This is a genomic window from Peribacillus sp. P4_B1 (assembly GCF_056402395.1).
On the sequence record NZ_JBFUHM010000001.1, the window covers coordinates 104,470 to 120,967 of the forward strand.

Consider the following 16,498-nt stretch of genomic DNA (forward strand, 5'->3'; position numbering starts at 1 on the left):
TTTCTTTCATCCTTTACTAGAAAGTTAAGAGCGATACATTTCGAACTCGCCTTTAAAAACCAGTTCATTACCAACGTAGCTTCTGACTTCCACCACGGAACGATCGTTGGTGTGGTCCACGTTTTTAACCTTCGCTTTAGCTATCACTCTTTCATTTTCCTTTACAGAACGAGTAAATAAAATGGATGCTTTTGCAGTTAATGCCAGTTCGTCATTAATGACCGCTACAGCCAATGAATTCGCTTGGGCAAAAAGATGATGCCCCCTTGCAATTCCATTCCGCTTAAAGACATGCTCTTTATTTATATCCAAAATCGAAATAGCATTGTCATCTAAATTAAGATCAATTACTTCCCCGATGATTTCATCCAAAGGCAAAGCCCTAATTTCGTCACTGAATTTCTTCTCAGCCACGCTTTTAATACGTTCACGCAGTTCCGGTATCGATAATTCAAGACGATCAAGCCTAATAGTCTGGACGCTCACCGAATATTTTTCAGCCAGCTCCTCATCCGTTACAAAAGGATTCTGTTTAATCGTTTCGATTAATAATTGCTGGCGTTCCTTCTTACTTCTTCGCATCTGAAGGTCACCATCCGTAGTATTATGACTAGGTACTAATAGTAGTATATATATTTTAAAAACAGATTGCAAGATATTGAAGAAATTCTCGCAATCTGCTAATGGATTTTCATTCAGATCAGTCCAGCTTTTCTCCCGTAAATACGCCCGTACCCTCTAAATAGTTCCGTAGCGGTGCATACTCCGGGGAATGCCAAAAGCTTTGTGAGGCGATCAATTTTGAAGCATCCACCCTTGCCACTTCCAAGGTCCTGTAATCATGGACCATGTCGGCTACTTTGAACTCAGGAAGGCCGCTTTGTTTTTTACCGAAGAAATCACCAGGGCCCCGAAGTTCCAAATCTTTCTCGGAAAGAGCAAAACCATCGTTTGTCTCGGTCATGATTTTCATCCGTTCTTTGCCGACTTCCGTTTTCGGGTCAGCCAGGAGGATGCAAAAGGACTGATCACTCCCCCTTCCGACTCTCCCCCGTAACTGATGCAACTGTGAAAGCCCAAATCGCTCCGCATCATAAATGACCATTACCGTTGCATTAGGAACATTCACCCCAACTTCAACAACCGTTGTGGAGACAAGGATTTGTGCTTCATTGGCACTAAACTGCTGCATCACTTCGTCTTTTTCATCCGTAGGCAGACGTCCATGCATGAGCCCCACTTTATACATGTTCGTAAAGTATTGTGTAAGCATTGCATGAACATCAAGAACATTTTGTAATGAATCAAGTTTCTCCGACTCCTCAATCAAAGGACAGATGACGTAAGCCTGTCTCCCTCGCCTTAGTTCCTTTTCGACGAAAGTTAAAATCCGATCGAGCATTTGGTGTTTCGCCCAATAGGTTTCTATCGCTTTACGCCCTGCCGGCATTTCGTCTATCGTTGAGACGTCCATTTCCCCAAACACTGTAATTGCCAGCGTTCGGGGAATCGGTGTTGCCGTCATGAATAGAACATCTGGATTTGCACCTTTTTCACGAAGGATCCGGCGCTGCTCCACTCCGAAACGATGTTGTTCATCCGTTATGACAAGACCAAGGTTCCGAAAATTCACTTCATCCTGTATCAATGCATGTGTTCCTATCAAAAGATCAAGCTCCCCGGACTCTAGCAATTGCAATAGTTCCTTGCGCTTTTTGCCTTTTACCGAACTAGTCAACAATGCGACCTTTACTCCACTAGGTTCCAACATGGCCCTAAGGGATTGTGTATGCTGCTCAGCCAAGATTTCCGTCGGGACCATAAGTGCACCTTGAAAACCTGCTGTAATCGTCGCCTTCAAGCATATGGCGGCAACCACCGTTTTTCCTGAACCGACATCCCCTTGAAGTAGGCGATTCATCCGATAGGGGGATTTCATGTCGTTCAATATTTCCTCGACGACCCTTCGCTGAGCGTTCGTCAATGGAAAGGGGAGAGTCTCAACGAAGGCCGCCACTTGCCCCACATCAAACTCCTGACCAATCCCTTTTGACTGTTCTCGCTGCACTTTACGAAGCGCCTGCATTTTAAGTTGAAACAATAAAAATTCTTCATATACAAAACGGCGTCGAGCCTTTTTTACATCATTAGCCGTAAGAGGGAAATGCATGGTACGAAGAGCATCGTTACGCGGCATCAGTTTGTATGTCGCCAACAATTGCGGGGGCAGATTTTCTTCTATCATTGCTCCGTACTGAGAAAATGCATTGGAGATAAAGCGGCGTAGCCCTTTAACAGTAATGCTGCCCTTTACTGAATACACAGGTTCGAACTCTTTCTCCCTGCTATGATCACCAACGTGGCATTCCGAGCCTGTAATGGTTTGGCGATGACGATCCCATTTCCCAGTTACAGTAACAGTTTCGCCTATTGCAAGCTTGGGCTTCAGATATGGCTGATTAAAAAAAATGACATTTATTAAATATCTCCCAGTCAATAATTTAATCGTAAGTCTGGATTTTTTCTTCCCAAAGTATCCTAACGTGGGCACCGTATGAACCTTTCCTTCTACAGTAACCCTCTCATCATGCTCGACCGTTTCTAAATCCCTCAATCGATAATCTTCATAGCGATATGGAAGGTGCTCAAGGAGATCCGCGACGGTATGGATCTCCATTTCCTCCAAAGCTGCCGCTGTTTCGCCCCCAATGCCTTTTACTGCTGTTATGGGTTCCTGTAAAGTGGAGTTCACTTCTTATTCAGCGGCAAGCCAAAGATTTTCGCTTCCAACTCCCGTCCAGTCGGTGTAGCCGCTAATCCTCCTTGTGCAGTTTCTCTAAGAGCCGATGGCATCGTTTGCCCGATTTTGTACATCGCATCAATCACTTCATCACACGGTATGCGGCTTGTGATACCCGCTAGCGCCATATCTGCGGCAACCATAGCATTGGCTGCCCCCATGGCATTCCGCTTCACACAAGGCACTTCCACAAGCCCAGCAACAGGATCACATACAAGACCTAGCATGTTCTTTAAGGTTATTGCCATCGCTTCTGCACTTTGTGCCGGTGTCCCTCCTGCCATTTCAACAATTGCTGCCGCTGCCATGCCCGAAGCAGAACCGACCTCTGCCTGACATCCCCCTGCGGCTCCAGAAATCGAAGCATTATTCGCTACAATAAAACCAAATGCCCCTGCTGTAAATAGGAACTCAATTTTCTGCTCCCGATTCGGTTTTAATTTATTTTGCAAAGCAAACAGGGTTCCAGGCACAACACCCGCAGATCCGGCAGTGGGCGTCGCACAAATCGTTCCCATCGCTGCGTTCACTTCATTTGTTGCCACGGCTTTGCTGACCGCATCCAACAGCATCTCACCGGATAAGGAATTTCCGGATTTAATGTAATTCTGAAGAAGGACTGCATCCCCGCCCGTCAGCCCGGAAACGGATCGTACACCTTGGAGTCCCTTTTCAACTGCCTGTTCCATCACATCCAGATTGGCTCCCATCTGGTGGATGATTTGTTCACGGCTTTTTCCCGTTACTTCTATTTCTTGTTCTATCATCAGTGTAGATATTTTTTTCTGCTTTGAATCAGCCAATTCTACTAATTCCGCTACATTTCGAAACATGATACCTTCTCCTTCCTAAGTGGAAACGATTGCCCTATCAATCAACAATCCTCGCTACTTGAGTGATATTGGGGAGCGCTGTTATTTCGTTGATGACCTGATCCTCCAAGTTATGATCCACTTCAATGGTCATCAAGGCCATCTTCCCTTTCTCTTTACGGGAGACTTCCATCTGTCCAATATTGATTTGATGCTTGGCTAAAATGTTTGAAACATTGGCAATGGCACCAAATCGATCATCATGAACGACGAGTATGGCAGGATTGTGGCCGGATAGCCTCAATTTAAACCCATTCAGTTCGACAATTTCAATTTTCCCCCCGCCAATCGATATACCGACAAGTTCCAGTTCGCCATCATCATCCCCCACCGTTATTTTTGCTGTATTGGGGTGTTCCGGCACGGCTTCTTCTTCACGAAAAGTGATTTTCATTTTCTTTTTTCGGGCTATTTCCAGCGATTCTTTGATTCTCTCATCAAATGTATCAAAATCAAGTAAGCCTCCTACAATGGCTACATCCGTTCCATGGCCTTTATAGGTTTTAGCAAACGATCCGTAAAAAGAAATATGGGCCCATTCAGGTTCCCGGTCGAATAAATGCCTGGCAACCCTACCGATTCTTGCAGCCCCTGCTGTATGGGAACTAGAGGGACCAATCATAACAGGACCAATTATATCGAACACACTTCTATATTTCATGAATCGCTCCTCCTTTTTTAGAACTGAACCCAAGGGAAACACTGGGAGTTAGTTTAATAATAACGCCAAATTTATTGTAATTCCATTCATGCTGTTCGTAATCCTTCATTTCACAAAAATAAAACTGCATAGCCTAATGACTTATGCAGTTTATTGCCTTTTATTTTTTTCAGGTCCTTCAAACAAAGAGTCGATGAAGTCTCACTTATCTTATGATACTCTTTTTATTCAATTGAAAAAATGAAAGAATATAAAGGTTGTTTCCCATTATGGACTTCAACTTCAACGTCTTCGAAATTCTCATTACAAAACGCAACAAGACCTTCGACATCTTCTGCCGTTGCATCCTCTCCATATAAAATGGTAAGGATTTCGGAATCTTCGTCAATCATATCGGAGAGAAGGTCTTTTGCCGCTTGAGTCATGTCTTTATCCTTGACTTTGATGGTTCCTTCAGCGATTCCCATGAAGTCACCGGTCTCAATTGCAAGGCCGTCAATGCTGGTATCCCGCACAGCATAAGTAATCTGGCCCGTTTTCACATGCGAAAGAGCTTCAATCATCGCTTTTTTATTCTCTTCAGCATCTAGTGAAGGGTTGAAAGCCAACAATGCTGCCATTCCCTGTGGTACCGTTTTCGTTGGTATAACAGTCACATGATCACCAAGTACATCTGCAGCTTGATTGGCCGCCATGATGATATTTTTATTGTTAGGCAAGATGATGACATGATCTGCATATGCCTCTTCAACCGCTTTAACAATATCTTCCGTGCTAGGATTCATCGTTTGCCCGCCTTCGATGACGGACTTAGCGCCGATGCTTTTGAATAACTCGCTTATGCCAGCACCCATAGCTACGGACACTACACCGTACTTCTCTTTGGTTGACGGCTTCGTTTGAAGCGATGTGTTCGATTCACCTACTATCGCAGTATGCTGTTCACGCATATTATCGATTTTCAGTTTGATTAAACTACCGTATTGCTGTCCATAATTCAGGCACGTGCCAGGCTGTTCAGAGTGAATATGTACTTTGACAACTTCATCATCAGAGATGACTAATAAGGAATCTCCGTATTCACTTAAATCATTTCGGAATTTTTCTTCATCAAACGATTTATTGGCAAGTTTTTCACTTTCCAATCGGACCATGAATTCCGTGCAGTAACCATACAAGATATCTTCCGTATTCATATGCCCTTGTACGTTCATATGGTGTTCGGCATTGATCATGTCATCCATGCTTGGGCCATTAGCAGAACGGACTGGAAGTGCCTCACCTTTCAGCACAGCAAGGAAGCCTTCATATACAAACACCAACCCTTGCCCGCCGCTGTCTACGACTCCCACTTCTTTTAGGACCGGAAGAAGATCCGGTGTACGTTTTAATGAAGCATTGGCCTCCGTAACGATTTCTTCCATTACCTGAATTAGGTCTTGGTGGTTTGCTGCTGATGAAACCGCTTGCTTTGCTGCATCTTTTGCAACCGTTAAGATGGTTCCTTCAACAGGTTTCATTACTGCCTTATAAGCTGTCTGAACCCCAGCTTCAAAGGCTTGGGCGAATTCTTCACTATTTATTTCCGATTTATGTTCAATCGCTTTAGCAAAACCGCGAAAAAGTTGAGAAAGGATAACACCTGAATTCCCGCGAGCGCCCATTAACAGTCCTCTTGAAAGAGATGTACCCACTTTCCCAATATGTTCCTGGACGTTATTTTGCACTTCCTTCGCTCCGGAAGTCATCGATAAATTCATATTCGTCCCAGTATCTCCATCTGGAACAGGGAAAACATTCAACGCATCAACCATTTGGGCGTTAGCCGCTAAATGGTTGGAACCTTGAATGATCATTTCGGCAAAGCGCTTTCCGTTTAAACTTGTAATTGACACAAAACTTTCCTCCTATTACTTAAGGGTTCGTCACACGAACACCCTGTACAAAAATGTTAACGGATTCAACAGCCAATCCTACAGTTTTGTTCAAAGTGTATTTTACCTTTGATTGCACATTATGAGCAACTTCCGAGATTTTCGTTCCATAACTTACGATAATAAACATATCGATATGAACTTCTTCCTCTTCTTGACGGACTATTACACCTTTAGTAAAGTTTTCTTTTCTTAAAATTTCGGCAATGCCGTCTTTAAATTGTTTTTTGGAAGCCATTCCTATAATTCCGTAGCAATCCACAGCTGCGCCGCCTGCTACAGTAGCGATAACATCATTAGAGATATCAATTTGTCCATATTTCGTTTGTAATTCGATAGACATTTTCTTTTCCCTCCCAAAAAATCAAGTCAACTATAGACATTTTACTATAATGTCAATGGTTTTAAAAGTAAATGTCGTACGGCACTTTATATAATTCAATTTCAAAGTATGTATGTCAAGGTATTTTTCTTGAAAGTAATTAACTGAAGTATTGCATTCTAACGGTAGGTATGATAAATTATTAAAGTATTTTACAAAGACTTAAGACGACTGCGAAAAACTTAAGCTTGTTGTAGTTAGGAGGGAATTTAACATGGCACGTAAATGTGTAATCACTGGAAGAAGAACTCGTTCTGGTAACAGCCGCTCTCACGCAATGAACGCTAGCAAGCGTACATGGGGCGCTAACCTTCAAAAAGTACGTATTTTAGTTGACGGTAAACCTAAACGTGTATACGTTTCTGCAAGAGCTCTTAAATCGGGCAAAGTAGAACGCGTATAATGTTACGGCATCCTCTTAGGATGCCTTTTTACTTGTATTGGCCGGCATTTTAATGGGGATGGTTTTATTTTCGATGATCAGGTCTAGTCTGCATCAAGAAAAGAAGTCATCACCCATTAATCGATGGCCAACCCCTTTCATCATTCCCCAGAAATCCCGAAGAATAACACCTCCCTGAAATTGAGAGGTGTCATGGAGATAAGTATCAGCCTTTTTTAAACGCTCCGAGCATAGCCCTTACCAAACTGCCCAGAACTTTTGGCAATTTAATCGTATAAAATTTCATCATGCCCCTCCTCTTTGCATCCCACAATAAAAGATGAAGTGGAATTTTTCTATTACAACATAAGCTTTTAAGCGGATATAGGATGATTGAAAATTATATCCGAATCTGCTCTAAGCATGAATTTTAATCACTGCTTCTTATCACCATTAATATGCCTTTCTCAAATGAAACATTCCCAGATTCGGAAATTAGTTCATTGCTGATGCAAAGCGTCGAACCCATTTCCAGGCTTGCATCACTCAGTGGGTATTTGAAGCCTGATAGTGTAATGCCGCTGACTTCCGCCGTTACTGGGAGCAATGACATGTATTTCTTATCTTTCAAAGCAGCGACCTCATAAGAACCCGCTGTTTTCACTGTGAATATATTTTGCTGATCGACTATGTATATATCAATGTCTTCATGAAAAGGGAGGACACTTTCTTTTTGGAGCAGCTGGATATTACCAAGAAAATGATCCATTCTTCCCCCTGTAGCGCCCAGAATGTGAATTTCACTTGGTTTTTGCCCTAGAGCCCATTTAAATGCAATTTCTAAATCCGTTTCATCCTTTTCTGAAGAATATAGATTGATTTGTTCCAGTGTTTGCTCAATCTTCTTATATTCATCTTCCGAAACCGAATCAAAATCCCCAAAACCGTACTTAGGTTCGATACCTTTTTCAAGCAAGGCCCAGACTCCCCTGTCAACCCCGACCCAAAGATCAGTCATCTCCTTATACCACGTCAGATCCGGCCAAAAACATTCCGGACCTCCAGCCATTATACTAATAATCATCGAAATCATCCTTTTCTATGTATATTCATACCCAAGATGCCTTTGTTTAATTGATAAAAAAAGCCGATCACTATCATATGAATATGATAGTGTCGGCTTATATCACTTTCCCCGAATCTTTTGAATCGCTGCGTGTCGATCTTCTTGATTATAGATTGCCGATCCGGCCACCAGGACTGTCGCCCCTTGTTCAATACATAATTTAGCCGTTTCTTCGTTTACTCCACCATCAATCTCTATTTCCAGATTTTGATTATACATTTCTGCCATCGCCTTCACCTCGGCAATTTTGGGCAGTACGGATGTAATGAACTTTTGCCCGCCAAAACCCGGGTTAACTGTCATCAACAATACCATATCAATATCTTCAATTATAGGTTGGATCAAGGAAGCTGGTGTGGCTGGATTAAGCACCACTCCTGCCTTTACACCAAAAGATTTAATCAATTGGATCGTCCGATGCAAATGGGTGCATGCCTCTAAATGCACAGTTATATAATCGGCTCCTGCTTTCGCAAATGCCTCGATATAACGATCAGGTTGTGCGATCATTAAGTGAACATCAAGCGGAAGTTTCGTCACCGGTCGGATAGCATCGACGATTAACGGACCTATCGTAATATTCGGCACGAAATGTCCATCCATGACATCTATATGGATTAAATCCGCTCCGCCCCTTTCTACATCTAGAATTTCTTCCCCCAATTTTRCAAAGTTAGCTGATAAAATGGATGGTGCGATTTTAACCATTTTAATACCTCGGCTTTCTATCTCTGATTTCCTCTAAGAATTGCATATAATGCTCATATCGATAAAGTGGAATTTCCCCGGAATCCACCGCTCCCTTCACAGCGCACTTCGGTTCTTTATCATGCAGACAAGCCCGAAATTTACAGTCCTCCCCATGCTTATGCATTTCCGGGAAGCAATAGGATAACCGTTCAGCTTCCATTTCCATGAATTCAAGTGAACTGAAACCTGGTGTATCCGCGACAAGCCCAGAGCCAATGTGAATCAATTCAACATGGCGGGTGGTATGCTTCCCACGTCCTAGGTGTGACGAAATATCATCCGTCTTTAAAGCCAATTCAGGATTGATTGCATTCAGCAAAGACGATTTCCCAACACCGGACTGACCGGCAAATACACTCGTTTTTCCTTCTAAATACGGTACTAGTCCTTCAATGCCTCCAGCGGTAACTGAAGATGTCTCCAGTACAGTATAGCCAAGTTTCTGGTAGTCCTTGATATACTGAGACAATTTCTGCTGGTTTTCAGAAGTAACCAAGTCAAGTTTGGTCACAACGATAATGGGTTCGATCTCGTTATCTTCAATTAGTACGAGAAATCGATCAAGCAAAGCTGGACTGAAATCAGGTTCTACTGCCGAAAAGACTAGGATGGCTTGGTCTACATTTGATATTTGCGGTCGGATCAATTCATTCTTTCGCGGTTTTATTTCGGTAACGGTCCCATCCGTTTTATTTTCCGCTTGAAAAACAACATAATCACCTACAAGTGGATTTACCTTATTTTTCCTGAATACTCCCCGTCCCCGGCATTGATAGACCTCTTCTCCATCAAGGACATAATAAAATCCACTTAATGCTTTGATAATTTTTCCTTCGGGCATAACCACACTCCTAATTATTAAATTTATTCTGGATAAGAGACGGCCTGGTCGATGATGACCTGATTATCCCGCATGACTTTATATCCTGCTTTCTTATCCGGGGAAACCGTTAATTCGATCGTTCGCTTGGCATTTTCCACGATAAAGAATGTTTCTTTAGGCTCCGTCATGCTATTGTTGATATCCTCAATGAAAATTTGTATCTTTTGGGCTTTGCCCGGCTCAACCGGATCATACTCGATTTTGATTTCCTCCGTTACCTTCTTAGGAGGAATCTCTTCTTTCCCTTTTGAAAGGACCACTTTCACCGTACTGCCCCTTTCCACCTTCGTACCCGGTTCTGGTGACTGGGAAATGACAAGCCCCTCTGCAACGGAATCATCATAGACTTCTTTTTCCACATCGACCTTTATTCCACTATCACTGGAATAATCATTAAGGCCAGTTTCATTGAACCCTGTTAAGTTCTTCAAGCTCAATAAATCTTCCCCTTTACTGACCGTTAACTCAAGCTCCGTTTCCGATGGTACGATATCAGTGGCACCCGAAGGCCTTTGTTCTATGATTGTACCGGGAGCACTGTCATCATATTTTTCGGTCACGATTATGTTTTTGAATCCCATTTTATCAAGCAATGATTTAATATCTGAGTAATCTCGACCTTCATAGCTGGACAATGAAATCGTTTCTTTACCAATGCTTTGGTAAATATCGACTTCTGCGCCTGCCTTGACAGTCTTACCTGCCTTAGGGTTGGTTTTGATCACAAGGTCCGCATCAACCTCTTCATCTTCAATCTCAATCGTATCTCCGATGACCAAATCCAATTTAAGCAATTCAGTAATGGCATCATCCAATTCTTTCCCTTTAAGGTCAGGGATCGTCACTTCCTTCGAACCAAAGAGGGAAGGTAAAACAGTGACAGATAAAACAGCAAGTAGGGCAAGTACTAAAAAGGTGGTCACCAAAATGGCAGGCATTTTCTTTCGTTTTTTATCTTTTTGTTCCGATTTCGTTTTTTGTTTTTTCTGTTTCTTCTGTTTCTTTTGTTTCTTCGATTTACTCTCTGCTTCTGATCCACTTTCCCCATCATCCGCATAGACTAAAGTATTTTTTTCCGGACCTCTAATGATAGTCTCATCTATGCTTGAAAGCTGATCGTCCGTAATGACAGGGATGGCTTTGGTCGCATCATGATCTTCAGGAATCGTAAAAGGCAGTTCATTTGAACGTTCAGGATTAAGTGATGTCCGAATGTCATCTTCCATTGAGTCTACGCTCTCATAGCGGTAATATGAATCTTTGGCTGTCGCTTTCAAGATGATATTTTCCACACTCTGAGGTATTTCAGAGTTCCAGCGTTTTGGCGAAGGAGTTTCCGATTGTAAATGTTTAAGAGCTATCGAAACGGCAGATTCACCCGAAAAAGGCAATCTCCCCGTCAGTAATTCAAACATGACGATGCCAAGTGAATAAATGTCCGACTTTTTATTGGCCATTCCGCCTCTAGCCTGTTCTGGAGATAAATAATGAACAGAGCCTAAGACTGCGTTAGTCTGAGTTATATTTGTTGCACTCAGGGCCAATGCAATTCCAAAGTCCGTAATCTTGACGGTTCCTTCTTTATCAATCAAAATGTTCTGTGGCTTGATGTCACGATGGATGATCCCATTATGATGGGCATGGGAAATAGCTGCCGTGATTTGCTTCATGATATCCAAGGCTTTATCAACTGGAATGGGATAATATTTTTGTATGTATTGCTTAAGTGTAAAACCGTCCACGTATTCCATTACAATATAATAGATGGACTCTTCTTCACCGACATCATAAATGCTTACGATATTGGGATGGGCCAAACTGGTTGCCGATTGGGCTTCCCGATTGAAGCGCTTGATGAACTCTTCGTCGTTATTAAAATCCATGCGAAGGATTTTCAATGCAACATCCCTATCTAAAATCATATCCCTTGCAAGGTAAACATTCGCCATACCGCCGCCACCGACCATCTCGATCAGTTTATAACGGCCGTTGATTCTTCTACCAATCAACATTCAATTCACCTGCTTTCACTTTCTTCAGTAAATTGAACAAGCACAAGAGTGATATTATCTTCCCCACCGTAGTGATTGGCCATATCTATTAATGAATTCGCCTTTTCTTCAAGTGGCTGCCCATTGGTTATCGTATCTTCAAGTTCCTGTTCACTCACTTTATTCGTCAAACCATCCGAACAAAGCAATAGTAAATCATTTTCCTCAAAGATGACCGTCGTAATGTCCATTTCCACTTGCAATTCTGTCCCCAAGGCTCGTAATAAAACATTTTTTCGTGGATGGTTCTCGGCATCTTCCTTCGAAATCTGCCCAGAACGGACCAGTTCATTAACAAGTGAATGATCTTCCGTGACCTGCTTAAAACCGCTCTCATTATACAAATAACACCGGCTGTCCCCGATGTTGGCAATGGTAGCAAACTTGTCGGTGCAAATGGCTGCAACAATCGTTGTCCCCATACCCTTACATTCCGTATTTGCTTCGGCATGTTCAAAAAGCAACTGATTGACCAAGACGATTTGCTGTTTCAGCCAATCCTCAGCATCATTTGCCGTTTCGATCCCGCTTGATACTTCCCAGCCTTTTTTCAAAAGGTCTATCGTCATTGCACTCGCTACATCCCCGGCACGGTGGCCGCCCATGCCATCTGCAACGATGGCAAGGCGAACGCCTTCCGAGTTCTTAAAAATTCCGCCATTATCTTCATTATGCTGGCGGACTTTTCCACGGTCTGTTTTAAATATTGCCCTCATAGGGTCACCTCGTCTCTTCTTTGCGCTCCTTGGCCCGAAGCTGGCCGCAGGCTGCGTCAATATCACTGCCTTGTTCCCTTCGGATCGTTACATTAATGCCGCGCTTCTTCAATGTTTTTTCAAACTCAAAAATTTGGTCCCGAGGTGTACGTACATAGTTGCGTTCCGGTACATAGTTAACCGGAATTAAATTGACATGGCATTTTATCCCGCTTATTAAATCTGCCAATTCTTCGGCGTGTTCCACTGTATCATTTTCGCCACCGAATAGACCATATTCAAAACTTACACGGCGCCCTGTTTTTTCTGTATAGTATTTGATGGCTTCAATCAAGTCCGGAAGTTTGTAGGCCTTGTTGATCGGCATCAATTTACTTCTCAATTCCGTGTTCGGTGCATGCAGGGAAACAGCAAAGTTGATTTGCATGCTTTCTTCGGCAAATTTGTAGATTTTTGGAATGATTCCACTTGTGGAAACGGTAATATGACGTGCCCCGATGTTCAAGCCCTTTTCATGATTTATATTCTTCAAGAATGACATCATATTATCGTAGTTATCGAACGGTTCACCGATTCCCATGATTACTACAGAACTAACACGTTCTTCAACTTCGTCAAGTGCTTGCTGAACTTTTACGACTTGGGCAACAATTTCTCCCGATTCAAGATTTCTCTTCAAACCGCCAAGTGTCGAGGCACAGAATGTACAGCCAATTCTACACCCTACCTGTGTTGTCACGCAAATGGAGTTTCCGTATTCATGGCGCATCAGCACCGTTTCAATCGAGTATCCATCATGAAGTTCAAATAAAAACTTCATCGTTCCGTCATTGGACGTTTGCTGAATCAAAGTTTTCAATGTAGTGAAGGTGAATTGTGATTCCAGCTTATCTCGTAAAGATTTCGAAAGGTTGGACATATCTTCAAAACTGGAGACACGCTTTTTATAAAGCCAGTCATAAACTTGATCGGCCCGGAATGCCTTCTCGTCATTTTGAATAAGCCATTCTTTAATTTGGTGAAGCTCTAATGAGTAGATCGATGGTTTTTCTGGTGTTGTGTCTTTTTTTACTCTAGATGATTTTGTGATTTCTGCCATTACAGCACCTTCTTTCTAAAACTCGCAATAAAGAATCCGTCACTGCTAAAATATTGCGGAAAAACTTGCAGTGTATGACCCTCGATAAATGGCTGAACGCTTTCAGGCATTCTTTCAGACAGGGTCGCATCGCTTTCAAAATCCGGATGGCTTTCCAAAAATGCTGCAGCGACTTTGTCATTTTCTTCTTTATCCACCGTACAGGTACTATATACTAACCGTCCGCCTTGCTTTACGAGCGGGGCGGCAGCTTCCAATAATTGTTTTTGTATACTTGAGAGTTTCATTATATCATCTTTTGTTTTTGTATACTTTACATCAGGCTTCCGGCGCATGACTCCCAACCCTGAACATGGTGCGTCGATCAGGACCCTGTCAAACCCTTCCTTATTAAAGTGTTCTCGTACTTTTCTGCTATCAAGGGCCATTGTCTTAATATTATTTCTGAGTTTTAGGCGCTCCGCCTGCTCTTTGATGAGTTTGACCTTATGCTCATGAAGGTCAAGAGCATATACTTGACCAGTGGTCAAGCCTTCTGCGATATGTGTCGTTTTCCCTCCAGGTGCAGCACAGCAATCGAGTACAGCATCATTTTCATTTGCACCCAATGCATGGGCTACAAGCATTGAACTTTCGTCCTGAATCGATAAATACCCCAATTTATAGCTTTCTGAATGAGCAAGATTACCTTTATAGCTGACGATGGCTTCGGGAACGACTTCACTTGCCTCAACATCATATCCTTCTTCCGTTAAAATGCTGATTAGTTCGCTGCGTGAAATCTTCTTTAAATTAGCCCGTCCCGTCTGTAATGGTGCAGTCAAGTTGATTTCACACATTTCCTTGGTTTTTTCATAACCAAATTGCTCTACCCAACGCTTGACCAACCAAAGTGGATGACTTACTTCGATTGAAAGCCGTTCCAGATCATCTTTGATACCATCAAAAGATGGAACCCCATTTCTTTGAATATTACGAAGCACGCCATTGACCATTGAAGAAGTCCCTTTATGTCCGCGCTTTTTTGAAATTTCGACAGCTTCAAAAATGATCGCATGATCTGGCACTTTATCTAAATAGACCATTTGGTAAACGGAAAGCCTAAGTAAATTGATGACCCAGCTTTGCGTTTTTTTAGGTTGTTTAATAAACGGGTTCAAATAGTAATCCAAAGTCATCTTCCGCTGTATGGTACCGTAGCTTATCTCTGTAAGCAAACCGCTGTCCACACCGGATAACTGATGCTTTTTAATCAAGTTGTTCAGTAATAGGTTACTGTAGGATTGGTTTTTCTCCACAGATTCCAAAATATCGAGAGCGATTTCACGTACTCCCTTTTTAGTTTGCTTCATTCTGTTCTCCTAACTTCATGCCTGCTTTAATGAACGACCCGGCTCCGCGCAAGTAATCTTTGGCCGGCATTTTTTTCTTTCCTGAAGGCTGCAATTCAGTAACTAGTATTGCCGTCTCGTTGCCTGTCGAGACGATGAAACCATCATTTTGTACTTCAATGACAGTGCCTGGCACGGCACGATTGCCCTCTTCACGTTTCTTTGCCTGCCAAATTTTTAAAGTGGATCCGTCTAAGGTTGTATAGGCAACAGGCCATGGATTCAGGCCACGCACTTGGTTATAGATGACTTCCCCTGATTTCGACCAGTCGATTTTTTCCTCCGACCGTTTAATGTTAGGTGCGAAAGTCGCTTTATTCTCATCTTGCTTGATCGCCTGTAAACCCCCATTTAAAAGTTTTGGCAGAGTCTCTGCAAGTAAATCTGACCCTATCTTGCTTAATTTATCATGCAGTGTGCCGACATTGTCTTCTTCCCCTATGGCAACTTCCGCCTGAGTCAATATATCCCCGGCATCCAATTTCTCCGCCATATACATGATGGTGATCCCAGTCTTTTCTTTCCCCTGCAAAATGGAATAATGGATGGGCGCCCCTCCACGTAGTTCAGGAAGCAGGGAGGCGTGTACATTAATACATCCGTACTTAGGAGCATCCAACAATTCATTCGGAAGGATTTGTCCAAAAGCAGCCGTCACCACTAAGTCAGGATTCAATGCAATGATCTTTTCAAGTTCTTCTTGTTCACGGATTTTTTCTGGCTGATAAACAGGAATCCCCTGCTTTTCGGCTTCGACCTTAACTGGCGGCGGCGTTAGCACCTTTTTGCGGCCTACTGGACGATCGGGCTGTGTGACGACAGCAATCACGTCATACCCTTCATCGATGATTCTTTTCAATACCGGCACTGAAAAATCCGGTGTTCCCATAAAGATAATTTTTGTCATTCTTCTTCATACCTTTCTAACTCTTCTTCCGAAATATAACGAGAGACCTTACTCGTGAATAAAACCCCTTGAAGATGATCGATTTCGTGCTGAAGGGCCCTTGCGAGAAAATCTTCCGCTTCTAACTCGAAAAAAGATCCTTTACGGTCTTGTGCCCGCACTTTTACGCGGTATGGGCGAGTAACTTCACCATATAAACTTGGGAAGCTCAAGCATCCTTCAACACCAGTCTGTTCGCCTTCCATTTCCAGCACTTCTGGATTAATCAGTTCGATTACACCTGATCCTTCCTCTATTTCGACGACGGCCACTTGCTTTTTCACGCCAACCTGAGGTGCTGCAAGACCAACGCCATCCGCCTCCACCATCGTTTCGTACATGTTATTTAACATCTTTGCCAACTTTTTATCAAAACTTGTTATTTTATCGCATTTTTGTTGTAAAATTTTTTCAGGAAACATGACAATCGGTAAAATAGCCAAAATTAAAGGTACCCTCCTAGATATGAAAAACAGCACTTCATTATATAAAAACGCAAGCTTTA

17 protein-coding genes are annotated in these 16,498 nt (G+C 42.6%); 1 reads left to right on the plus strand and 16 read right to left on the minus strand.

Annotated features, from left to right (window positions below; all coding sequences use genetic code 11):
* Positions 1–24: 24 nt before the first annotated feature.
* The 6 genes from fapR to AC1DVK_RS00550 all read right to left on the minus strand — a co-directional run bounded on the left by fapR (position 25) and on the right by AC1DVK_RS00550 (position 6,610).
* Positions 25–582, minus strand: coding sequence for a transcription factor FapR (gene fapR, locus AC1DVK_RS00525; RefSeq protein ID WP_061462376.1), 558 nt, complete (start codon positions 580–582; stop codon positions 25–27).
* Positions 583–700: 118 nt separating this feature from the next.
* Entirely contained in the window at positions 701–2,752 is a 2,052-nt protein-coding gene (recG, locus tag AC1DVK_RS00530) for an ATP-dependent DNA helicase RecG (RefSeq protein WP_477625657.1), read from the minus strand.
* Entirely contained in the window at positions 2,749–3,633 is an 885-nt protein-coding gene (gene sdaAA / locus AC1DVK_RS00535) for an L-serine ammonia-lyase, iron-sulfur-dependent, subunit alpha (RefSeq protein WP_477625658.1), read from the minus strand. Before sdaAA ends, recG begins: the two co-directional genes overlap by 4 nt.
* 37 nt (positions 3,634–3,670) lie before the next feature.
* Positions 3,671–4,333, minus strand: coding sequence for an L-serine ammonia-lyase, iron-sulfur-dependent subunit beta (gene sdaAB / locus AC1DVK_RS00540; protein WP_410860270.1), 663 nt, complete (start codon positions 4,331–4,333; stop codon positions 3,671–3,673).
* A 224-nt stretch (positions 4,334–4,557) separates the two neighbouring features.
* Positions 4,558–6,228 (minus strand): DAK2 domain-containing protein, encoded by a 1,671-nt coding sequence (locus tag AC1DVK_RS00545; RefSeq protein ID WP_477625659.1) that lies wholly within the window; start codon positions 6,226–6,228, stop codon positions 4,558–4,560.
* A gap of 19 nt (positions 6,229–6,247) precedes the next feature.
* A complete protein-coding gene (locus AC1DVK_RS00550; protein WP_089362433.1) occupies positions 6,248–6,610 on the minus strand; it encodes an Asp23/Gls24 family envelope stress response protein in 363 nt (120 codons plus the stop codon).
* 253 nt (positions 6,611–6,863) lie between these two features.
* On the opposite strand from AC1DVK_RS00550, the gene rpmB reads away from it, so the two are divergent.
* Positions 6,864–7,052, plus strand: coding sequence for a 50S ribosomal protein L28 (gene rpmB / locus AC1DVK_RS00555; RefSeq protein ID WP_034313767.1), 189 nt, complete (start codon positions 6,864–6,866; stop codon positions 7,050–7,052).
* A 205-nt stretch (positions 7,053–7,257) separates the two neighbouring features.
* Here the strand turns inward: rpmB and spoVM are convergent, their stop codons facing one another.
* The 10 genes from spoVM to def form a co-directional block, all read right to left on the minus strand.
* Complete coding sequence (gene spoVM / locus AC1DVK_RS00560) at positions 7,258–7,338, minus strand: stage V sporulation protein SpoVM (protein ID WP_034313769.1); 81 nt, start codon at positions 7,336–7,338, stop codon at positions 7,258–7,260.
* Positions 7,339–7,461: 123 nt separating this feature from the next.
* Entirely contained in the window at positions 7,462–8,115 is a 654-nt protein-coding gene (locus AC1DVK_RS00565) for a thiamine diphosphokinase (RefSeq protein WP_089362432.1), read from the minus strand.
* Between the two features lie 102 nt (positions 8,116–8,217).
* A complete protein-coding gene (gene rpe, locus AC1DVK_RS00570; protein ID WP_477625660.1) occupies positions 8,218–8,865 on the minus strand; it encodes a ribulose-phosphate 3-epimerase in 648 nt (215 codons plus the stop codon).
* Position 8,866: 1 nt separating this feature from the next.
* Positions 8,867–9,748: a ribosome small subunit-dependent GTPase A gene (rsgA, locus tag AC1DVK_RS00575; RefSeq protein ID WP_477625661.1), complete on the minus strand. Its 882-nt coding sequence runs from the start codon at positions 9,746–9,748 to the stop codon at positions 8,867–8,869.
* 23 nt (positions 9,749–9,771) lie between these two features.
* On the minus strand, positions 9,772–11,802 hold the full coding sequence (pknB, locus tag AC1DVK_RS00580; protein WP_089362430.1) for a Stk1 family PASTA domain-containing Ser/Thr kinase: 2,031 nt from the start codon (positions 11,800–11,802) through the stop codon (positions 9,772–9,774).
* 5 nt (positions 11,803–11,807) lie between these two features.
* Entirely contained in the window at positions 11,808–12,557 is a 750-nt protein-coding gene (locus tag AC1DVK_RS00585) for a Stp1/IreP family PP2C-type Ser/Thr phosphatase (protein WP_061462366.1), read from the minus strand.
* 4 nt (positions 12,558–12,561) lie between these two features.
* Positions 12,562–13,656 (minus strand): dual-specificity RNA methyltransferase RlmN, encoded by a 1,095-nt coding sequence (gene rlmN, locus AC1DVK_RS00590; RefSeq protein ID WP_061462365.1) that lies wholly within the window; start codon positions 13,654–13,656, stop codon positions 12,562–12,564.
* Positions 13,656–15,008 (minus strand): 16S rRNA (cytosine(967)-C(5))-methyltransferase RsmB, encoded by a 1,353-nt coding sequence (gene rsmB / locus AC1DVK_RS00595; RefSeq protein WP_410860265.1) that lies wholly within the window; start codon positions 15,006–15,008, stop codon positions 13,656–13,658. The genes rlmN and rsmB overlap by 1 nt, the downstream gene beginning before the upstream one ends.
* A complete protein-coding gene (fmt, locus tag AC1DVK_RS00600) occupies positions 14,995–15,954 on the minus strand; it encodes a methionyl-tRNA formyltransferase (protein WP_089362428.1) in 960 nt (319 codons plus the stop codon). Before fmt ends, rsmB begins: the two co-directional genes overlap by 14 nt.
* Positions 15,951–16,436, minus strand: a complete 486-nt coding sequence (def, locus tag AC1DVK_RS00605; RefSeq protein WP_061462362.1) for a peptide deformylase — start codon at positions 16,434–16,436, stop codon at positions 15,951–15,953. The genes fmt and def overlap by 4 nt, the downstream gene beginning before the upstream one ends.
* Positions 16,437–16,498: the final 62 nt, after the last annotated feature.